The organism is Haloarcula sediminis, assembly GCF_035656455.1.
In the GTDB taxonomy this organism is placed as follows: domain Archaea; phylum Halobacteriota; class Halobacteria; order Halobacteriales; family Haloarculaceae; genus Haloarcula; species Haloarcula sediminis.
The window spans coordinates 155819-174622 of record NZ_JAYMGA010000002.1; the positions used below are offsets into that span (position 1 = coordinate 155819).

Below are 18804 nucleotides of genomic sequence, written 5' to 3' on the forward strand. Positions count from 1 at the left end.
CGATGCCCAGCCATGGCAACGCCAACCGGAGACGCCGGCATCTACGCCCGCGAATCGACCTATCTCGACCGGTTCGTCCAGTTCGGCGAGGCGGGCGACCGAATCATCTCCGTCTCGTTTCCGACCCAGCCCGACGCCGACAGCTCGGACGACCACCCGTTGCTTTCCCGCATCGAGGCGTACCTCGGCGGGGCCGAGGACGACTTCGAGGACGTGACCGTCGGGCTGACGGTGCCGACCGACCAGCGGAACGTGCTCGAAGCCGTCGACCAGATCCCCTACGGCGAGGAGGGGTCGGTCGAGCAGGTCGTGATGATGACACAGGGGCTCGGGTCGGACGAACAGGAGGACCGGAAACAGGTCCGTGAGGCGCTCGCGGCGAACCCCGCGCCGCTGCTGATTCCCGACCACCGCGTGCGTGACGGGCCAAGCGGCGCCCCGCCGGAGGTAGAACAGAAGCTCCGGTCGGTCGAGGGGCTCTAGAGGCTGGGCCGACCGACGCCCAGCCCCTCGTGGACCGTAAGCTCCAGGGCGTTGACGAGGTAGTGGGCGACGACGACGGCAAGCAGGCTGTTCGTGAGGACGAACAACACCCCGAGGGCCGCCCCGAGCGCGCCGGTGACGACGACGCCCACCCGGCCCTGGGCACCGTGGCCAAGCGCGAACGCCACCGAGGAAACGACGACCATCGCCCACGCGGGTACGCCGAGGCCGGCGACCGGGACGCCGATGGCGGCGGCCCGGAAGAGCAGCTCCTCGACGACGGCTATCGTCGGCAGGACGACCCCGAGGAGGACGACCCACCCCGCCGGCGAGTCCGGCGCGAGCAGCTCCCGCAGGGACTCGTCGACCCCGATACCGAAGCCGTCGGCGACCGCTGCGGCGAACTCGTTGCCCACCCAGAAGCCGACGCCGGCCGCCAGACCGACCCCGACGGCCGGCAACCCCGTCGAGAGGGGGTCCAACGTGACACCGAAGGCGGTGGGGGGTATCTCGAAGACAAAGGCACCGCCGAGCAGGAGCAACCCGAACAGTCCCTGCGTGAGCGCGACGTTGGCCAGCAGGGTACCCGTCGAGAGCGCGTCGGGGGTGTATCGCCCCTCGACGCGCCGGCGCCGTCGGGCGGCCCGTGGCGTCTCGAACCGAGGGTAGGTGTCGTCGGCCGGCGCCGCCGCCCGGAGCCGTTCGGGGCTGGCCGTGCTGGCGGTCACGCCGCTTCCCTCACCGGAGAGCGAGCGCTGGGAGAGCTTCGAAAGACCGAGCAAGGCGGTCAGTAGAAATCCCGTGAGGCCGACAAAGGCGGCCCACTGGGGCATCTATTGTGGGCTGGGACTGCCGCTGCCCTGGCGCCCGACCTCGTGTTCGAGGGCCTTGCCCGTGATGGACTTCAGCCGGTCGACCAGCGAGTCCTTCTCGGGCTCGCCGGCGAGTGCGACCTCGAGCACTTCCGAGATGTGTGACACCGGGACGATCTCGATTTGCTCCTCGTACTCCTCCTCGATCATCACGTCCTGGGTGTTGGCCTCGGGGATGATGACCGTGTCAAGCCCGGCTTTGGCGGCGGCCTCTATCTTGTGGGTGACGCCGCCGACCGGGAGCACGTCACCGCGGACCGACAGCGAGCCGGTCATGGCGATGTGCTGTTCGATGGGGACGTTCTCCAGGGCGCTGATGACGGCGGTCGCCACCGTGATGGAGGCGGAGTCGCCGTCGACACCGCCCTCGCCGGCCTGGACGAACTGGATGTGGACGTCCTTCTCGGAGATGTCCTCGTCGCTGAACTTCTTGATGATGGCCGAGACGTTTTGCACTGCTTCCTCCGCCATCTCCTTGAGCTGGCCGGTGGCGATAACCTGACCCGGCCCCTGCGAGGGCGTGACCTCGGCCATCACCGGGAGGACGATACCGCTGTCCTCGCCCATGACGGCCAGGCCGTTGACGCGGCCGACCACGTCGCCGTCGTTGACGGTGAGCTCGTAGTCCTTGCGCCGTTCGATGTAGTTGTCCGCGAGCTGTTGCTCGATGGACCGGGAGCGGCGCTTGGCCTGGAGCACGTCGGCGCGTTCGGTCCGCTCTCTGTCCTCGGCGCGGGCGATGTCGCCCGCGACCCGAACCAGTCCGCCGAGGTCGCGGAACTTCAGCGTGAGATGGCCCTTCCGGCCCGCGCGCCGGCGGGCTTCGAGGATGAGCTCCTCGACGGCCTCCTCGGTGAAGTGGGGCAGACGCCCGTCGTTTTCGACCTCCTGGGCGACAAAGCGGGCGTACTTCCGGCGCATCTCGGCGTCGTCCTCGATGGTGTCGTCCATGTACACCTCGTAGCCGTACCCCTTGATACGCGAGCGCAGGGCCGGGTGCATGTTCTCCATCGCGTCTAAGTTCCCCGCCGCGATCATGATGAAGTCCGTCGGGACCGGCTCCGTCTGGACCATCGCGCCCGAGGAGCGCTCGGACTGACCCGTGATGCCGAACTCGCCCTCCTGGATGGCCGTCATCAGCTTCTGCTGGGAGCGGATGTCGAGGGTGTTGATCTCGTCGACAAACAGCACGCCCTTGTTGGCCTTGTGGATGGCGCCGGGCTCGACGCGGTCATGAGAGGGCGTCTCCATCCCGCCGGACTGGAAGGGGTCGTGGCGGACGTCACCCAGCAGCGCGCCGGCGTGGGCGCCCGTGGCGTCCTCGAAGGGAGCGGTCTTCTGGCTGGCGTTGTTGACCAGCAGGTTCGGGATCATCGAGTCGCTGCCTCTGGAGCTGTAGCGGAAGGCGAGATAGATGACACCGGCAGCGAGAATCCCCAGCAGAATCTGCTGGGCGATGATAAGCGAGTAGCCGATGACGATGGCGATGATGATCCACATCAGGAAGGTCCGCATCTGGTTGCGCTTGCGGGCCTCCTCCTTGTGGGCCTCGACGATCTGTTCGCCCTTCCCGCCCGGCACCGTGCGGACCTTGGGCTCGTTGCCGTCGTCGGGGTTGTGATAGACCAGCACGTCCTGCAGTTCCTCGCGGGGCAGCAGCTGGCTCATCGCCTTCGCGAGCATGGACTTGCCCGTCCCGGGCGAGCCGATCATCATCACGTGTCGGCGCTGCTTTGCGGCCTTCTTGATCACGTCCCGTGCGTGGTCCTGTCCGATGACCTGGTCGACGAGGCGGTCGGGGACCTCGATGTCCTCGGTCGAGTCGATATCCAGCCCGCCAAGCAGTTGCTCTTCGGCGTCCTGGAACTCGGACCCACCCTCAATCTCGACGTCGCTGCCGAGAGTCGTGTCCGACGTTGCTCCGTCGTCCGGGGGTGGCGCCTCGCCCTCGGAGTCGGACGCGCCGTCGGTCAGCTCCTGACCATCGGCCGGCGTCTCCTCCTCGGGTTCGGTCGCCTCCCGGTCGGCGTCGGGAGCCGCGTCAGTGTCGGTGTTGTCGCTCATACAAACGTTGTTAACATCGGTTTGGAAGGCCTGTCCACTGATATACTTTCTCCCCGCGGGTGGCGTTGCCACACCCTCGTAACCGCCGGACAGCGGCGCGTCTGACGGGCGAGGTTTCACACCGGTCGGCGGCCCGTCGGGTTTATCAGACCGCCAGCCACACGTCACAGTATGCGCGGGTTCTACATCGGGCGGTTCCAGCCCTACCACGACGGGCATCACGCGATGGTCGGCCGCATCGCCGAAGAGGTCGACGAGCTGGTGTTGGGTATCGGGAGCGCCGACGACTCACACACGACACACGACCCTTTCACCGCGGGCGAACGCATCATGATGCTGACGAAGGCCGTCTCCGAGTTCGACCTCCGGACCTACGTGGTCCCCCTGGAGGACATCAACCGCAACGCCGTCTGGGTGAGCCACGTCGAAAGCATGTGTCCGGAGTTCGACGTGGCGTACTCGAACAACCCCCTCGTCGTCAGGCTGTTCGAGGAGAGCGGCATCGAGGTGCGCCAGTCGCCGATGTTCGACCGCGACCGGCTGGAGGGCAGCGAGATACGCGAGCGGATAGTCGCGGACCGCGCGTGGCGCGACCGCGTCCCGGACCCCGTCGTCGAGACCATCGAGGAGATAAACGGCGTCAAGCGGCTCCAGCACATCTCGGCGTCGGACTCGCTTGAGCGCTACACCGCCGAGGACGAGTCCATCGACGCAGTCGACATCGGTGAATGATAACGCTCGCCTCGGATTTCGGCTCGCCGTACCCGGCGGCGATGAAAGGCGTCATCTGCCGGCGGAGTGACGCCCGCCTCGTCGACATCGCCCACGACCTCCCCAGACAGGACGTGCGGGCGGCGGCGTTCTGGCTGACCCAGACGCTGCCGTACTTCCCGCCGGCGGTCCACTGCGTCGTCGTCGACCCCGGCGTCGGCACCGACCGGGCGGCGCTCGTCGTCCGCGTCGGCGACGACGCGCTCGTCGGCCCGGACAACGGCGTACTCCTCCCGACCGCCCGGGCGCTGGCGAGCGCGGCCGACGGGCCCATCGAGGTGTTCACCTGGGCCTACGACGACCCCGAGAGCTCGACGTTCCACGGTCGGGACGTGTTCGCGCCGGCCGCGGCGACCGTCCACGAGGCCGGCGTCGACGCCGTCGAGACGTTGGAGCGTGCGACACCGACCGACGACTACGCCGACCTGCGCTTTCCCGAGCCGACGGTCGACGCCGACCGCGCTCTCGGCGAGGTGCTGGTCGTCGACGATTTCGGCAACGCTATCACCAACGTTCCGGGCGACGTGTTGGCCGACCGGTTTGGGGGCAGCGTGACCGTCAACGGCGAGTCGGTCCCCGTCAGGCGGGCCTACGCCGAACTCGAAGCGGGCCAGCGCCTCGTCACCGTCGGGAGCCACGGCAACGTCGAACTCGCCGTCAACCGGGGGCGGGGCGACGGCGCCTTCGGCGTCGCGGCCGGCGACGGAATCGAGCTGCGCTGGTGACCGACTACCCGTTGAGGTCCATCCCGCTACAGTTCGGGAACTCGGGCTGTTCCGGGCAGTTCTCGCACTCGTCGAGTGCCGTCAACCCCTTGTAGGCGACGTAGGGGACCAGCATGGCCAGGAAGACGCCAAGCGCCGGGAGCCGGACGGCCGGGCGGAAGACGACCGGGTACACCAGACAGGCAAGCCCCGCCGCGAGGGCGACCTTCGTGACGACCCGCAGCGTGTGCTCGCTCGTCCGGTAGATGAGTTCGTACAGCAGCCGGCTCCCCCGGCGGTACAGCAGTTTGTACCCCACCATCGGGGCGATGGCGGCGGCGCCGACGGCGTAAAACGCCGCCACGTCGAGCGTCGCGACCGCCGGCACGGTCAGGTGAAGCAGGGACAGCACCAGCAAAGCGGCCAGCCCGACGGGATAGACGATGAAACAGCCCATACACAGCTCGGTGCCGCGCAACTCGAAGGTGTGGTGGGCGTAGTACGCACAGCTTGGATGGTGGGCGAGGACGAACCGGTCGACGTCGTCGAGCGCCCCAGCGATGCGTCCGCTGATGTCGGCCATCTAGAGGTCGGCGTTACAGTTCGGACAGGTGGAGGCGCTCATGTCGGCCGTCTCGCGACACTCCGGACAGACCTTCCGTTCTTCCTTGTTGGCGAAGTAGTAGTAGATGCCGACCGGGAGACACACCAGCAGGCCGATGACCAGCACGGCCATCTCTCCGGCGAACTCCTCTTTCGTTTCAGTAGTTTCCGCTGACATACTGGGTGGGCGTTCAGAGGGATCCTGTATAGTCTTTTCGACCAAGAAACAGAACCGGCCAGCGAACGGTCGCCGGATTTTTAGGCCGTCCGAAAACCGACAACCTTATGTGTTTTAGGTGCACCTAAAACAATGTATGCCGGCCGAACAGGTGTTCCCGTTGTCGTGTGCCGAGTCCGAGACGGTCCGAGATCAGCCTGCTCGCCGGACATCGGTCACACCGGATGCGATAGGGGGTGAGAATCGACGAGACTGACACTGTCTCGGCGGAGCCGTCGTCCGTCAGTCCGGCCGTCGCCGCTCCCAGCCGGCGCGGTCAGCGACACCGGAACGACGGTCCCCAAATGTCGGTGCCATCTGTTATCGCGGCGACGTACCGTGGGCATGGTCGTCGGTCACACCGACGCTGTCGCCGCACCACGAGTCAAACTCGTGTCTGTCCCTTCTTGTACTACGTCAGACAGCCGCCGGCTCGGCGCACAGTGTCCGGGGTCGGTCGGTTGACGAACGTACCCGCGTGTTTCGAGCGGCAAAAAAAGTCGGTACGAAACGGCTTACGAGGAGCTGATAACGTCGTCGATGCGGACGATCATCGTCGCGGCCTCGGTGGCCGAGTCGACCGCCTCGCGCTTGACCGCGGCGGGGTCGAGGATGCCGTAGTCGACGGGGTCGTCGACGACGCCCGTCTGGCCCTCGCTGATGACGCCGGCGATGCCCTCGCTCTCGTGGCGCGAGCGCAGGTCGACCAGGGCGTCGATGGCGTCGAGGCCGGTGTTCTCCGCGAGCGTGCGCGGGAGAACGTCGATGGCGTCGGCGAAGGCCTCGACGGCGAGCTGCTTGCGGCCCTCGATAGCGGCCGCGGAGTCACGGATGTGGTCGGCGGCGGCGATCTCGGTCGCGCCGGCACCGGGGACGACGCCGCCGGCATCGAGGGCGGCGATTGTCACGTCCAAGGCGTCGTTGAGCGCGCGCTCTATCTCGTCGACGACGTGCTCGGTCGAGCCCCGGGCGAAGACGGTGACCTTCTCCGCTGCCGCGCCGCCCTGAACGAACGTCACCTCGTCGTCGCCGTGTTTCTCGACGCCGATGGTCTCGGCGGAGCCGAGCGCGTCCTCGTCGAGGTCCTCGACGGAGCCGACGCGCTTGGCGCCGGTGGTCTCGACGATGTCTTTCGCGGTCGAGGAGCCGACGCTCTCGACGGCCAGCACGCCGGCCTTGGCGAGTTGGGAGGCGACGCGGTCCGCGATGTCGTCGGTGACAAAGACCACGTCGGCGCCCGACTCGACGACCGACTCGGCATAGCCCGAAAGCTCCTGCTCCTCGGCGTCGAGGGCGGCGTTGAGCTGGTCGACGTTGGTGACGTTGTACTGGGCGTCGACGTTGCTCTCCTTGACATCGAGTTCAGCGTCAAGCACCGCGATGTCCGCGTCCTCGACCGAGGTAGGCATGTTGTCGTGGACGGGCGTGTCGTCGATGATGACGCCCTCGACGAGTTCCGTCGCGGAGGTGGACGCGCCGGTCTGGGTGTGGACATCGATGTTGTCCCGCAGAACCCCGTTGTCGGTCTTGGCGTGGCGGACGGCCTCGACGACGACTTCGGCCAGGCGCCCGGCGTCGACGTCGCCGGTGCCCTTGCCGGTCATCGAGGACTCGGCGACCTCGACGAGCGTGTCGTCGTCGAGCTCGACGTCGAGCACTTCGGCCTCGATGGCCTCCTGTGCGAGGGCCGCGGCCTCGTGGTACCCCTCGACGATGGTCGTCGGATGGACGTCGTCGTCGAGCAGGTCCTCGGCCTTCGCGAGCAGTTCGCCGGCCAGTACGGACGCCGTGGTCGTCCCGTCGCCGACCTCGTCCTCCTGGGTCTGTGCGACCTCGACGATCATCTGTGCGGCGGGGTGTTCGATGTCCATCTCCGAGAGGATGGTCGCGCCGTCGTTCGTGATGACGACGTCGCCGCTGTCGGAGACGAGCATCTTGTCCATTCCCCGCGGGCCGAGCGTGGTCCGTACAGACTCGCTTACGGCCTTACCGGCAGAGATGTTCGACGACTGTGCGTCCTTCCCGTGTGTGCGCTGGGCGTCCTCGTCGAGAATGAAGAGGGGCTGGCCGCCCATGCGTCGCTGGCCAGATGACATAGCTGTGTAGCCTCACTTTATCCATCGCAAGCGGTTCTATATAAATATATCGGTCGAAGGCCCGTCCGACCGACGGACGGAAGCACGACGCGGGCGCCGGCGGGCCGGTGTCCGAGCCGACACGGCCCGATGATTTATTAGCCGCTTTACCCCATGTCAAGTAGATGCTGGAGCTGGAGCACGGCTTTCGGGTCGTCGACGTACACGCACGCGTGGAGCCGGACGAGGGGCGCCGGCCCCGGCCCGGCCTGGGCGACCCCGAGCAGCTCGAACGCGAGATGCACCAGGCCGGGGTGGTCCGTGCCGTCGTCTACCCCAGCGCCCGCGACGGTGACTATCTCAAGGCCAACAACGCCGTCGCGCGGATGTCGGTCGGCCGGCCGCTGGTGGCCTTTGCCCGCATCGACGGCGCTCGCGAGCCGGGCGGGGGCGCCGGCTCGCGGCTCCGGAGCCTCGCCGGCCGCGGAGGGGACCACACCACGCCGGAGGACATCGAGCAGTACGCCTACGACGACCGGTTCTACGGGTTCAAGCTCCACCCCGAGAAGGACGGCGTGCCGCCCGAACCCGTCCTCGAACAGTTGGCCGAGGTCGACCTGCCGGTGCTCGTCCACGGCGGCGAGGAGATGCCCCCCTCGGCCGTCGCCGACGAACTGCTGGGCCATGACATCCCCATCGTCCTCTCGCACTTCGGTGGCCACCCGCTACGGGTCCCGCTGATGGACGAGGCCGTCGACCTGCTTGACGACCACGACCGGCTCTATCTGGACACGAGCGTCGTCCGCTATCGGAACCCGCTGGAGCGGGCGATTCGGGAACATCCCGACCGGGTCCTCTTTGGCAGCGGTGCGCCACACACCCATCCGAACGTCGCGGTGATGGAGATTCTGACGCTGGACGTGCCCGAGGACGCGATGAAGAAAGTGTTCTCGAACAACGCGGGGCGGGTCGTCGAGCCGCTCGCCCCGCGGCAGTTCTAGTCCGACCGCCAGTCGTACACCGCGACGGCGCGGTCGGCCCGCATCGAGCGGCCGTTGGGGTTCTCGCCGCCCCGGTACCTCGCAAGCAGGCCGTCCGTACCGCCCGTCCCGGCGCCGCCGACGACGTCCCGCCCGGTCGAGAACCACTGCGACGGGGCGGTGTTGCCCCGGGCGACGCCTTTCAGGGCCTCGACGGCGTCGCTGCCGGCGTGGCTCAGCAGTCGTCGAACCACTGTCGGCCGCACCCCGTAGTTTTTCACCATGCGGTAGGCTAGCGACCGGTACTTCCAGTGCCAGTCCCGTTCCCGGATGCCGCCGTCGGCCTCGAACTCGCGGCGCACGCACATCCCGCTGTTCCACCCGACCGTGTAGTCCCGCTTGGCTAACCGGTGGGCTACGTCCCGGGAGCTCCCTATCTCCAGGTACTCGTCGAACCCGTCGAGTGCGTCGAGCGCCTCGCGCCGGAAGGCGACGTTGCCGGCGTTGAAGTACGTCACCTCGCGCCCGGCGATGGTCCGTGACTCCTTTGACTCGGTCGTCATCCCCGCGGTGAGTTGCTCGTGGGTCGGCCCCGTGACGACCGCGTTCGATTCGGTCCCCGCCCGGACGGCCTCGTGCCACCCGTCCTCGACGGAGAGGGTGTGACTCACGAGCGCCACGGTGTCGCCCGTCGCCCGGTCCAGCCCGGCGTTGCGGGCGACGGTGACAGAGCGGTCCGCGATCTCGACCAGCACGTCCACGTCCGACCGGTCCCGAACCATCCCGGTCGTGCCATCGGCAGACGGTCCGTTGACGACGATGACCTCGGCGTCGGGCGCCTGCTCGGCGAGTGCGTCCAGACAGCCGGCCAGCTCCTCCCGGCCGTTCAGTGTCGGGACCACTACCGATAGCTCCATAGTCCACGATTCGACTCCGGAGCCGCATAAAACTCGCGGGCTATGGCCGGCCGTGAGACGGGACAGCAGGGCGCTCGGGACAGTCAACGGCACAGACAGCTGTCTATGGCAGTGTGAACGCAGAAATCCACACCCAGCCCCGAGCCGCTACTGCGGCGAGACGTGCGTGTTCCAGTACGAGACCGAGGCGACCTTATCACCCAGCGGCGTCCCCCCGATAGCCGTATCGATAGAGCGGAACGAGGCGGCCAGTTCGTTGGGAATCTTCCGGTAGAAGCCGTAGGGGAGCACCCAGTCGTGGGACTCCTCGGCGAGTTCGAGGTCGGCGCCGTCAAGCAGGCGGTCTATCTCCCAGCGGGAGTACAGCCGCGACCCCATCGGGAGCGCCCAGTTGTACAGCGACCGCGTCGAGAAGCGGTTGAACGTATCGAAGAAGACCTGCTCTTTTGCGACCCGGCGCATCTCCGCGAGGAACGCGGCGGGGGTATCGGCCAGGTGGAAAAACCGCATCGCCAGCACGGTGTCGAAGTGGTTGTCCGGGAAGGGCAGTCGAGCGGCGTCGCCGCGCATGAACTCGACGTGGTCGTCGACGCCGGCCGCCTGGGCCTTCTCGCGGCCCTGCTGGAGCATCGGCCCGGAGATGTCCAGGCCGACGATGTCGGCGTCGCGTTCGGCGAGCATGACCGTGAACCGTCCGGTCCCGCAGGCGACCTCCAGTACGTTCTTGTCCTCGACCGGACCGATGGCGTCGAGCACCGCTTCCTTCTCGCGGCGGTCGATAAGCCGGCCGCCGCGTGAGAAACGCTTGGCCTCGTACTCTTCGGCCACGGTGTCGGTCTGGTACCACTCCTGCCCTTTCACGCACGAGTGTGCCCACCGGGGGAATAAAACGATACTGGAATCGCCGTTCGGCGAGCAAGTTGGACCACGCCACCACCGGGCGGGTAGAATTTCGCAACCCGGCTGTTGTATAAGGAGATATTAAACACACCATAGTATCTGTATTGTTTGGTCATGGATATAGCCAACTTTTACCACCTGTAGTGGATTGTCGTCCAGTATGAGTACGACCACCGAGGATGTGTCGGCTTCACCGTTCGCACAAGAGGACTTCCGGGAACGGCTCCGCGAACTGCCGCCGAGCGCCAAACTCGTCGCGAAAGTCCTGGAGGACGACGCCCCGCTCTCGCAGGGCCAACTCGCCGAGACGTCGCTGCTGCCCGACCGCACCGTCCGCTACGCGCTGAACCGACTGGAGGAGTCCGAGCTCGTCGACTCCCGGTACAGCTTCACCGACGCGCGAAAGCAGGTCTACTTCCTTACAGCGTAAGCCACCGGAGTTTTGAGCGTCGCCCGCGACCGGACAGCCGATGGACTGGCGCCGGATAGACGTTCCCGTCGAGTCGCGCGCACCGACCGGTGAGACCGCCGCGTATCTGAGTGCTGGCCCCGGCGCCGTCCTCGTCGACCCCGCAGGGCGGACAGCGGCCCTCGACGACGCCGTCGAGGCCGCCGATGTCGCCCACGTCGCCGTCACCCACCACCACCCGGACCACGTCGGCGCCGTCGCTGACTACGCTCGCGAAACGGGCGCGACCGTCTGGGCCCGTCGAGGGCGGACCGACGCGTTCGAAAGCGCCACCGGCATCGCACCGGACCGGACCTTCGCTGAGGGGACAGTGATTCCGGCCGGTGTGGAACGCGGCCCCACGAGCAGTCGACCAGCGGCCGACGGCGTCGAGGTACTGGATCTACCGGGCCACGCCCCGGAACACGTGGGCTTTGCCACCGACGCCGGCGTGGTCAGCGGCGACGTGGCCGTCGCCGAGGGGAGCGTGGTCGTCGGCGCCCCATCGGGCGACATGCGGGCCTACTGCTCGTCGCTGCGCCGGCTCCACGCCCGGAGTCCCGAGACGCTGTATCCCGGCCACGGACCGACTATCGAGGCGCCACGGACCGTTTGCCGGCGGCTGCTTGGCCATCGGCTCGACCGCGAGAAGCGCGTCCGCGAGGCCGTCGAGTCCGGCGCGAAGACGCCCGGGGAGATACTCGACCGAGCCTACGAGAAAGACCTGACCGGCGTCCGGGACCTCGCCCGCGCGACGGTTGTCGCTCACCTGGAGAAGCTCGCTGTCGAGAGCGCGGTTCAGTGGGACGGGAAACGGGCCGGACCCCGCGGCGGCCGGCCGTGACACACGCCTTTTGTCCGTCCGCGCCCAGTGACGGGTATGGACTCGCTCGAAACCGAACTCGACCGCGCCCGCGAACTGGACGTGGCCGAACTCGCGGACGCCATCGAGACCATCGGCTTCGAGTGTACCCGCTGTGGGGCCTGCTGCAAGAGCGAGGACGCGGGCTGTGGGGACGACACGGCTGCTGACGGCGACACTGGAGAGAGCGACGAGCCAGACCCCCACACCGCCACCGTCTTCCCCGACGAAATCCGGCGGCTGCAGGACGCCGGCGACTACGACTTCCGCGACGTGGCCCGGCCGATGCCGTACGGTCTGGAGGAGACGCCCGAGGGCACCCAGGGCGAGACCTTCGAGTGGGCGCTCCAGACCGACGCCTGTGGGGACTGTACGTTCTACGACGAGACCGACGGCGTCGGGGCCTGCACCGTCCACGGTGACCGGCCGCTCATCTGCAAGACGTACCCCTTTTCGGTCGCGCTCGGCGGGACGAGCCAGCCGATGGGCGAGGCGGTCGACACCGAGGGGATGGTCCGCGCACACGAGTGTGAGGGACTGGGCCGGGACATCTCCCGAGCGGACGCCGAGGAACTGGCCGCGGCGCTCAAGGAGCGAGCGATCAGAGAGCTGCGGGAGGCAATCGGCGTCAGAGAGAACTACGAGCCGACGGACGCCGACGGCGTGGTCGTCCACGACTCGGAGGGGCAAAAACGGCCCGACGGCAGCGAGCTCTAGATGTCCTCGTCGATTATCTCGCCGACCGCGAAGTTGGATTTGACCTCCGTCACTTCGATTTTGACGCGCTCGCCGATGTCGGCACCGGGAACGATGATGACGTAGCCCCGTTCGACGCGGGCGATACCGTCGCCCTGCTTGCCGATGTCCTCTATCTCGACGTAGCGGGTCTCGCCCGGTTCGACCGGAGGCTGGGGCTGGTCCGGCGGCGTCTCCGTGTCGGTGCTCTCGTCGGCCTCGCCGTCGATATCCGCGGAGATGAGAGCGACCCGGTATGTCCCGCCCGCCTCGATGGCACCCGTCTCGACCTCGCGCCGTGGCACCTCGACGATATACCGGTCGTCCTCGGCAGTCACGTCAGCACTGAACAGACACAGCAGTTCGTCCGAGATTTCCATAGTGATAGACCTCCACTTGCCATACGACCGGCCACGATTAAAGAACTGCCGGAGAAGGTGACCCGACGTTCGTACCGGTCCGGCCGCGTTTCCCCGCTGTACCAACCGGGGCCGAGCGGCCCTGATTGTCCCCGCTTACGAGGGCGGTAGGGAGAGCAAACCGCAAGACAGCGACCGGTTAACCCACCGTACCAAACCCCCTAAGGGAGTTTCGCTCGAACTACCGAGTACATGAGCGCAACTGCACAGGCGACCGACAGCCCGCTCTCGGAGAAACAGCGGCAAATCCTCGAGTACCTGCAGACAAACGCCGACGAGCAGACCTACTTCAAGTCGCGGCTCATCGGCGAGGAGCTCGGCCTCTCGGCCAAGGAAGTGGGGACGAACATGACCACCATCGCGGACGGGGACTACAGCGTCGACGTGGAGAAGTGGGGCTACTCCTCCTCGACGACGTGGATGGTCGAGGCCTAGGGGTCATACCGCAGCAGCGAATCGGCGTCGGCGGCAAGCTGTGCGGCGCCGTCGCCAAATGAGTCGGCGTACCGGATCAACAGGGTCAGGACGGTCTCGGGCTCGGCGACGGCGTAGCCGTCGTCCCGGGTGAGGAGCCCGGCCCCCTCCAGGTCCTTCGCGTGTTTGCTTATCGTGGGTCGGGACACCGAGAGCCGGGTCGCAAGTGCCGAGGCCGTCACCGATGGGTCCCTGAGGAGGGCGACGAGCATCCCGCGGGGGGTCGACCGCCGCAGGTAGCCAAGCGTTACCTGCTCGAACTCGCTGAACTGGTCGGCCGGGAAGTAGCGCCGGTAGTCGCCGTCTTTCCGGGAATCGACGGCGCCCTCGTTCTCCAGCCGGTGGAGGTGGTGCTGGGCCTCGCCGGTGCCCAGCTGGAGGTCGTCCCGGAGCTTCGAGAAGTGTGTCCCCGGGCGGGCCGAAACGTAGCCCGCGATTGCGTCGGGCGTGTCACTCTGGCTGTCGCCGCTGGCCAGGCCGACGAAGGGGCTGGCAGCGCCGAGGGCGGCAAAGCGGCGTAACGTGGCTCGCTTGTCCTCGTCGACCCCCTCGTCCCCGGTCATATATCTTACAGGATGGAGTTCTGCTATAAAACGGCTTCGGGTCCGTTTATTTACCAGTTTCGCTGTCGCCGTCCCCGGAGCCGCCGGTGTCGTCCGGACCGCCGGCGATGTCGGTCTCGCCGCCGACGCCGTCATCGATCTCGGCGTCCATCTGTTCGATCATGTCGTCGGCGTTGTCGACACCGGCGTCCTTGCCGCGTTTTATCTTCTGGGCCTCCTCTTCCATGGCCTCGACGTCGACCTCGGCCTCCTCGTCTATCTGGCCGAGTATCTCCTCGATGTCGTCGAGCCCGAGCATCTCGCGGGTCTCCTCGGTGAAGTCCAGCGCTTCGAGGGCGTGGCCGTTCTCCTTGACGTCCGACCCCTGGAGGTGCTTGCCGTAGCGACCCACCAGCGAGGTGAGTTCCTGGGGGAGCACGAAGGTGGTGGACTCGGACTGCCCCATCCCTTCCAGCGTCTCCATCCCCTTGTCGATGATGGCGCGCTCGCCCATCGACTCGGCGGATTTTGCCCGGAGGACCGTCGAGATAGCGTCACCCTGGGCTTCCAGAATCTGGCTCTGCTTTTCACCCTGGGCGCGGATGATGTTGGACTGCTTGTCACCCTCGGCGGTCTCGATGGCGGAGCGGCGTTCACCCTGGGCCTCCAGAATCATGGCGCGGCGTTTCCGCTCCGCGGAGGTCTGTTGCTCCATGGCCTGCTGGACGTCCTTCGAGGGGTTGACCTCGCGGACCTCGACTGACTCGACGCGGACCCCCCACTCGTCGGTGGGCTCGTCCAGTTCGCGGCGGATCCGCGAGTTTATCTCCTGGCGCTTGTTCAGCGTGTCGTCGAGTTCCATGTCACCCAGCACGGCACGGAGGGTCGTCTGGGCGAGGTTCGAGACGGCGCGCTCGTAGTTGTCGACTTCGAGGAACGCCTTCTTCGGGTCCATCACCTTGATGTAGACGACGGCGTCGGCGGTGACGGGCGAGTTGTCGCGGGTGATAGCTTCCTGACGGGGCACGTCGAGCGTCTGGGTCCGCATGTCAAAGCGGGTGACATCCGAGACGAAGGGGTAGATGAAGTGAATCCCCTGGTCGAGGATGCCGCGGTAGGTCCCCAGGACGGTGTAGGCACCTTTCTGGTACGGTCGGATGATAACGACACTGGAGTACGCTACAGCGATGGCCAACACCAGCAGCACCATCGTGACGAACACGAAGACGCTGCCGGCGAGGAAACCCTGTAGCGGTATGAGCGGGGCTGTCATGACAGGCGAAACTCCGGAGCGCCGAAATAAAAGCCTTCGGTGACTGTGTCACAAACTACCGATATTCAAGCCAAGCGGCTCACGCGGTGTCGGATTCGGTCTCGGCCTCAGGCGCCGGGCTCTCCTCGCGGTCCCGCTCTAACGCCCGGTCGATGTCGTCGTCGCTCGTCGCCGTCGCCTCGACCTTGAGGACGTTGCCGCCGCCGGGGTCGACGACCAGCACCTCGGTCCCCTCCTCGATGTCGCCGCTCACGCTGCGGGCCTCGTAGTAGGGGTTGAAGCCGCCGTCTTCCAGTTTGACCTGTCCCTCGCTCTTCGTGACCCGCTCGGTGACCGTGCCGAACTGGCCCTGGAGCGAACTCGACGAGAGCGACTGGCCCCGGCCGGGCGCCGAGAAGTCTATCTTCCGGTACCCCCACAGCGTGACCGCCGTCGTCATGAGGACGGCGGCCGCGAGGATGAGCGGCGCGAGAATCCCGAGGCCGGGCGGGATGAAGAAGCCGACCAGCCCGGCGACCAGCAAGGCGGCGCCAAGAACGAAGAAGTGTGCCCCGGGCGCGAACGCCTCGGCGACGATGAGTGCCGCGCCGGCCAGAAAGAGGACGGCCGATATCGTCGTACCGAACAGCGGTTCGAGCTGGGCGGGCACGAGAGCGAGCGGACCCACGGGAACGTGCATACCGCTGTTTAGGGTCGCTGACTGATTAAGTGTCGGGGGTGGTCCGGATGAGGACGCCGTAGCAGACGGCGGTCACGAGTCCAACAGCAGCGACGACGGCGACGGTCAACACCAGATTCAGCCCCACGACCGTATCCGCCAGCGCGAGTACCGTGAGACAGATACCCAGCGCCACGAACAGGGTGTTCTCCGGCGCGGGCGTCTGTGGCGTCACCTCGATGTCGGGGGCGAGAGAGCCCGCGACGGCCCCCTCGTCGTCCCCGTCGGAAGAGTCCCCGTCGGCCGCCGCCGACGGCTCGGCCTCCTCGATGACGTCGGCCGGTGTCGCGTTCTCGTACTCAGCGACGAACTTGTCCCCGTCGTCGCTTCCGTCGGCAGACATGGGCGTCGCTAGGACGGCGAGCTACAAAAAGGGACGGCGACTAGTCTTGGTAGTAGTTAGCCAGGAGAGCCGGAGCGTGACCAGCCAGAAAGCCCCCGAGCGCTCGGCCCTTTTCAGTCCACCCGTAGCCGGTTGGTCAAACAGCGCTGGGTGGGGCTATCTGGCACGCCACCGTTGCTGTCGGTGTAACAAAGACTGCGCCGACAGTTACTGCACCCGGGTCCCAAGCGGCGCGTCCTCGTGGGTGGTCAGCAGGTCGGCCTCGTCGCCGGCGGCAAGCACCATCCCGTTGGACTCGATACCGAAGATGGTCGCCTGCTCCATGTTGGCAAGGAGGATGACCCGCGTGCCGGGCAGGTCCTCGACGTCGTGCAGTTCGGCCAGGCCGGCGACGACCTGGCGGACCTCGTGGCCGATGTCGACTTCGAGTTTGAGGAGCTTGTCGGCGTCCTCGACGGGCTCGGCGGTGAGGATTTCGCCGACGCGCATGTCGACGCCCTCGAAGTCCTCGAACCCGATGCGGTCGGTCTCGAGCGGTTCGAGGTCGACATTGTCTTCCTCGGCCCCGTCGTCCGCTTCGGGCTCGCCGTCCCCGCTCGCGTCCTCAACGCGGCGCTGCAGCTCCGCGTTGAGCTCCTCGATGTGGTCGTCCTCGACCTGCTCGAACAGCTGGTTGGGCTCGTCGAAGGTCTCGGGCGGGGCCTCCAAGGCCGTCGAGAGGGAGACGTCGGCGACGGAGCCGGCCTCGCCGAGCTGGCCCCACAGCCGCTCGGCCTTGCCGGGCAACACCGGCTGCATGAGGACTGCGACGGCCTTTGCCAGCTGGACGCAGTCGCGGATGACCTGTGCGGCCTCGTCGGGCGAGTCCTCGACGAGGTGCCACGGCTCGGTCCGCTGGATGTACTCGTTGCCGTAGTCCGAGAGGTCGGTCGCGAGCGACGCGAGCGTGCGAACGTCGTACTCCCGCACCGCCGCCTCGAACTCGTCGAGTGTCTCCTCGATGCGGTCGCGGACGTCGTCGCTGACCTCGGCGTCGGGCGTGCCGTCGTAGTTGCGGTGGGCAAAGAGCAAGGCGCGGTTGATGAAGTTCCCGACGTTGCCGACGAGCTCGCCGTTGACCCGCTCGGCAAAGCGGTCCCAGGAGAAGTCCACGTCGGTTTCGAGCCCGGCGCCGGTGGCGATGTAGTAGCGGAACAGGTCGGGGTGGAAGCCGGCATCGAGATACTCGTCGGCCCACACCGCCCGATTGCGGGAGGTCGAGAGGGCCTTGCCGTCGATGCCGACGAAGCCGGTCGCCAGAATCGAGCGGGGCTCGTTGTAGCCGGCGCCCCGCAACATGGCCGGCCAGAAGACGGCGTGGTGCTGGATGATGTCCCGCCCGATGACGTGGACGATTTCGCCGCTCTCGTCGGTCCAGTCGTCGTCCCACTCGGTCCCGTGGCGGGTCTCGCCGTCGAACTTCCAGACCTGCTCCCAGTCGTACTCCTCTTTGCCGACGCGCTCGGAGTACTGCTTCGTCGAGGCGACGTACTCGATGGGGGCGTCGACCCAGACGTACAGCACGAGGTCCTCGCCGTCTCCATCTGCATCCGGATAGTCGATGCCCCAGTCCATATCGCGGGTGATACAGAGGTCCTGGAGCTCGCCGTCGACCCACTCGCGGGGCTGGTTCTTCGCGTTGTCGGTGCCCTCGATGCGGGAGAGGAACTCCTGGAGATACGCCTGGAAGTCCGAGAGTCGGAGGAACTTGTGTTCGCGGGTGCGGTACTCGGCGGGGTTGCCCGTCAGCGTCGAGACGGGCTCTTCGATTTCGCCGGGTTCGAGGTGGCGCTGACAACCCTCGTCGCACTCGTCGCCGCGGGCCTGTTCGCCACAGTAGGGGCAGGTCCCCTCGACGTAGCGGTCGGGCAGGGGCTGGTCTTCCTCGGTGTCCCAGGCGACCTCGATTTCCTTCTCGTGGACGTGGTCCTGGTCGACCCACGAGCGGACGAACTCCTGGGTGAGTTCGGTGTTGGTCTCGTCGTCGGTGTGGCCGTAGTTGTCGAACTCGACGTTGAACTGCGGGAACGTCTCGGCGTACGTCTCGTGGTAGTCGAGCGCGAACTCGCGTGGTTCGACCCCTTCTTCGGCGGCGTTGACGGCGACGGGCGTCCCGTGCATGTCGGACCCACAGACGAAGGCGGTCTGCTGGCCGATGCGTCGGAGCCCTCGCGAGAGGGCGTCGCCGGCGACGTACGTCCGGAGGTGCCCGACGTGTAAGTCGCCGTTGGCGTAGGGGAGCCCACAGGTGACCACCGCGGGGCGGTCCGTGGGAAAGTCGTCGTGGCTCATACCCGTTCTGTGCCACCGGCGGGTCAAAAGGAGGGCGGTTTGCCGTCGGGAACAGCAGCCGTTATACCGACTG

Annotated in this window: 21 protein-coding genes; 8 read left to right on the forward strand and 13 right to left on the reverse strand. The window is 67.0% G+C overall.

The features are described 5' to 3' along the window. The first annotated feature begins 12 nt into the window (after positions 1 to 12). Positions 13 to 483: an MGMT family protein gene (locus VJ162_RS06415; protein WP_324663168.1), complete on the forward strand. Its 471-nt coding sequence runs from the start codon at positions 13 to 15 to the stop codon at positions 481 to 483. Here the strand turns inward: VJ162_RS06415 and VJ162_RS06420 are convergent. Next, positions 480 to 1316: a CPBP family intramembrane glutamic endopeptidase gene (locus tag VJ162_RS06420; RefSeq protein WP_324663170.1), complete on the reverse strand. Its 837-nt coding sequence runs from the start codon at positions 1314 to 1316 to the stop codon at positions 480 to 482. The two genes, VJ162_RS06415 and VJ162_RS06420, sit on opposite strands and share 4 nt — an antisense overlap. Then, complete coding sequence (gene lonB, locus VJ162_RS06425; RefSeq protein ID WP_324663171.1) at positions 1317 to 3419, reverse strand: ATP-dependent protease LonB; 2103 nt, start codon at positions 3417 to 3419, stop codon at positions 1317 to 1319. A gap of 171 nt (positions 3420 to 3590) precedes the next feature. Between lonB and VJ162_RS06430 the strand changes: the two genes are divergently transcribed. Then, positions 3591 to 4151: a nicotinamide-nucleotide adenylyltransferase gene (locus tag VJ162_RS06430; protein ID WP_324663172.1), complete on the forward strand. Its 561-nt coding sequence runs from the start codon at positions 3591 to 3593 to the stop codon at positions 4149 to 4151. Continuing rightward, the gene (locus tag VJ162_RS06435) at positions 4148 to 4915 is read left to right on the forward strand and encodes an SAM hydrolase/SAM-dependent halogenase family protein (RefSeq protein ID WP_324663173.1); all 768 of its coding nucleotides are present in this window, start codon (positions 4148 to 4150) and stop codon (positions 4913 to 4915) included. Before VJ162_RS06430 ends, VJ162_RS06435 begins: the two co-directional genes overlap by 4 nt. A 4-nt stretch (positions 4916 to 4919) precedes the next feature. Here the strand turns inward: VJ162_RS06435 and VJ162_RS06440 are convergent, their stop codons facing one another. The 3 genes from VJ162_RS06440 to thsA form a co-directional block, all read right to left on the reverse strand. Beyond that, positions 4920 to 5477 carry a hypothetical protein gene (locus tag VJ162_RS06440; RefSeq protein ID WP_324663174.1) on the reverse strand — a complete coding sequence of 186 codons (558 nt, stop codon included), beginning with the start codon at positions 5475 to 5477 and terminating at the stop codon, positions 4920 to 4922. Next, positions 5478 to 5675, reverse strand: a complete 198-nt coding sequence (locus VJ162_RS06445; protein WP_324663175.1) for a hypothetical protein — start codon at positions 5673 to 5675, stop codon at positions 5478 to 5480. 554 nt (positions 5676 to 6229) lie between these two features. After that, positions 6230 to 7789 carry a thermosome subunit alpha gene (gene thsA, locus VJ162_RS06450; RefSeq protein WP_324663221.1) on the reverse strand — a complete coding sequence of 520 codons (1560 nt, stop codon included), beginning with the start codon at positions 7787 to 7789 and terminating at the stop codon, positions 6230 to 6232. A gap of 185 nt (positions 7790 to 7974) precedes the next feature. Between thsA and VJ162_RS06455 the strand changes: the two genes are divergently transcribed. Further along, positions 7975 to 8790, forward strand: a complete 816-nt coding sequence (locus VJ162_RS06455; RefSeq protein WP_324663176.1) for an amidohydrolase family protein — start codon at positions 7975 to 7977, stop codon at positions 8788 to 8790. On the opposite strand, the gene VJ162_RS06460 is transcribed toward VJ162_RS06455, so the two are convergent. Both VJ162_RS06460 and VJ162_RS06465 read right to left on the reverse strand, forming a co-directional pair. Then, positions 8787 to 9686, reverse strand: a complete 900-nt coding sequence (locus tag VJ162_RS06460) for a glycosyltransferase family 2 protein (RefSeq protein ID WP_324663177.1) — start codon at positions 9684 to 9686, stop codon at positions 8787 to 8789. The two genes, VJ162_RS06455 and VJ162_RS06460, sit on opposite strands and share 4 nt — an antisense overlap. Positions 9687 to 9833: 147 nt before the next feature. After that, positions 9834 to 10547: a class I SAM-dependent methyltransferase gene (locus VJ162_RS06465; protein ID WP_324663178.1), complete on the reverse strand. Its 714-nt coding sequence runs from the start codon at positions 10545 to 10547 to the stop codon at positions 9834 to 9836. Between the two features lie 199 nt (positions 10548 to 10746). Here VJ162_RS06465 and VJ162_RS06470 point away from each other — a divergent pair, with 199 nt between their 5' ends. From VJ162_RS06470 to VJ162_RS06480, 3 genes are read left to right on the forward strand one after another with little or no spacing between them, the layout of a single operon-like run. Next, entirely contained in the window at positions 10747 to 11016 is a 270-nt protein-coding gene (locus VJ162_RS06470; RefSeq protein WP_324663179.1) for a MarR family transcriptional regulator, read from the forward strand. A gap of 40 nt (positions 11017 to 11056) precedes the next feature. Next, positions 11057 to 11878, forward strand: coding sequence for an MBL fold metallo-hydrolase (locus VJ162_RS06475; protein ID WP_324663180.1), 822 nt, complete (start codon positions 11057 to 11059; stop codon positions 11876 to 11878). Between the two features lie 36 nt (positions 11879 to 11914). Next, on the forward strand, positions 11915 to 12613 hold the full coding sequence (locus VJ162_RS06480) for a YkgJ family cysteine cluster protein (protein WP_324663181.1): 699 nt from the start codon (positions 11915 to 11917) through the stop codon (positions 12611 to 12613). Here the strand turns inward: VJ162_RS06480 and VJ162_RS06485 are convergent. After that, positions 12610 to 13011 (reverse strand): TRAM domain-containing protein, encoded by a 402-nt coding sequence (locus VJ162_RS06485; protein WP_324663182.1) that lies wholly within the window; start codon positions 13009 to 13011, stop codon positions 12610 to 12612. The genes VJ162_RS06480 and VJ162_RS06485 overlap by 4 nt on opposite strands. Positions 13012 to 13242: 231 nt before the next feature. Here VJ162_RS06485 and VJ162_RS06490 point away from each other — a divergent pair, with 231 nt between their 5' ends. Then, a complete protein-coding gene (locus tag VJ162_RS06490; RefSeq protein WP_324663183.1) occupies positions 13243 to 13485 on the forward strand; it encodes a DUF7123 family protein in 243 nt (80 codons plus the stop codon). Here VJ162_RS06490 and VJ162_RS06495 read toward each other — a convergent pair. The 5 genes from VJ162_RS06495 to metG all read right to left on the reverse strand — a co-directional run bounded on the left by VJ162_RS06495 (position 13482) and on the right by metG (position 18731). Then, positions 13482 to 14087, reverse strand: a complete 606-nt coding sequence (locus tag VJ162_RS06495) for a winged helix-turn-helix transcriptional regulator (protein WP_324663184.1) — start codon at positions 14085 to 14087, stop codon at positions 13482 to 13484. The two genes, VJ162_RS06490 and VJ162_RS06495, sit on opposite strands and share 4 nt — an antisense overlap. Positions 14088 to 14133: 46 nt before the next feature. Continuing rightward, positions 14134 to 15339: an SPFH domain-containing protein gene (locus VJ162_RS06500; protein WP_324663185.1), complete on the reverse strand. Its 1206-nt coding sequence runs from the start codon at positions 15337 to 15339 to the stop codon at positions 14134 to 14136. 79 nt (positions 15340 to 15418) lie between these two features. Then, entirely contained in the window at positions 15419 to 16018 is a 600-nt protein-coding gene (locus tag VJ162_RS06505) for an NfeD family protein (RefSeq protein WP_324663186.1), read from the reverse strand. 25 nt (positions 16019 to 16043) lie between these two features. Continuing rightward, positions 16044 to 16400 carry a DUF7312 domain-containing protein gene (locus tag VJ162_RS06510; protein WP_324663187.1) on the reverse strand — a complete coding sequence of 119 codons (357 nt, stop codon included), beginning with the start codon at positions 16398 to 16400 and terminating at the stop codon, positions 16044 to 16046. 207 nt (positions 16401 to 16607) lie between these two features. Further along, a complete protein-coding gene (gene metG / locus VJ162_RS06515; RefSeq protein ID WP_324663188.1) occupies positions 16608 to 18731 on the reverse strand; it encodes a methionine--tRNA ligase in 2124 nt (707 codons plus the stop codon). Between the last annotated feature and the right edge of the window lie 73 nt (positions 18732 to 18804).

Coding starts and splice junctions, on each gene's coding strand:
- metG (WP_324663188.1), bottom strand. CDS start 18,731: ATGAGCCACGACGACTTTCCCACGGACCGCCCCGCGGTGGTCACCTGT.
- VJ162_RS06480 (WP_324663181.1), top strand. CDS start 11,915: ATGGACTCGCTCGAAACCGAACTCGACCGCGCCCGCGAACTGGACGTG.
- VJ162_RS06420 (WP_324663170.1), bottom strand. CDS start 1,316: ATGCCCCAGTGGGCCGCCTTTGTCGGCCTCACGGGATTTCTACTGACC.
- VJ162_RS06460 (WP_324663177.1), bottom strand. CDS start 9,686: ATGGAGCTATCGGTAGTGGTCCCGACACTGAACGGCCGGGAGGAGCTG.
- VJ162_RS06440 (WP_324663174.1), bottom strand. CDS start 5,477: ATGGCCGACATCAGCGGACGCATCGCTGGGGCGCTCGACGACGTCGAC.
- VJ162_RS06485 (WP_324663182.1), bottom strand. CDS start 13,011: ATGGAAATCTCGGACGAACTGCTGTGTCTGTTCAGTGCTGACGTGACT.
- VJ162_RS06505 (WP_324663186.1), bottom strand. CDS start 16,018: ATGCACGTTCCCGTGGGTCCGCTCGCTCTCGTGCCCGCCCAGCTCGAA.
- VJ162_RS06510 (WP_324663187.1), bottom strand. CDS start 16,400: ATGTCTGCCGACGGAAGCGACGACGGGGACAAGTTCGTCGCTGAGTAC.
- VJ162_RS06500 (WP_324663185.1), bottom strand. CDS start 15,339: ATGACAGCCCCGCTCATACCGCTACAGGGTTTCCTCGCCGGCAGCGTC.
- lonB (WP_324663171.1), bottom strand. CDS start 3,419: ATGAGCGACAACACCGACACTGACGCGGCTCCCGACGCCGACCGGGAG.
- VJ162_RS06470 (WP_324663179.1), top strand. CDS start 10,747: ATGAGTACGACCACCGAGGATGTGTCGGCTTCACCGTTCGCACAAGAG.
- VJ162_RS06430 (WP_324663172.1), top strand. CDS start 3,591: ATGCGCGGGTTCTACATCGGGCGGTTCCAGCCCTACCACGACGGGCAT.
- VJ162_RS06495 (WP_324663184.1), bottom strand. CDS start 14,087: ATGACCGGGGACGAGGGGGTCGACGAGGACAAGCGAGCCACGTTACGC.
- VJ162_RS06475 (WP_324663180.1), top strand. CDS start 11,057: ATGGACTGGCGCCGGATAGACGTTCCCGTCGAGTCGCGCGCACCGACC.
- thsA (WP_324663221.1), bottom strand. CDS start 7,789: ATGGGCGGCCAGCCCCTCTTCATTCTCGACGAGGACGCCCAGCGCACA.
- VJ162_RS06415 (WP_324663168.1), top strand. CDS start 13: ATGGCAACGCCAACCGGAGACGCCGGCATCTACGCCCGCGAATCGACC.
- VJ162_RS06490 (WP_324663183.1), top strand. CDS start 13,243: ATGAGCGCAACTGCACAGGCGACCGACAGCCCGCTCTCGGAGAAACAG.
- VJ162_RS06445 (WP_324663175.1), bottom strand. CDS start 5,675: ATGTCAGCGGAAACTACTGAAACGAAAGAGGAGTTCGCCGGAGAGATG.
- VJ162_RS06435 (WP_324663173.1), top strand. CDS start 4,148: ATGATAACGCTCGCCTCGGATTTCGGCTCGCCGTACCCGGCGGCGATG.
- VJ162_RS06455 (WP_324663176.1), top strand. CDS start 7,975: ATGCTGGAGCTGGAGCACGGCTTTCGGGTCGTCGACGTACACGCACGC.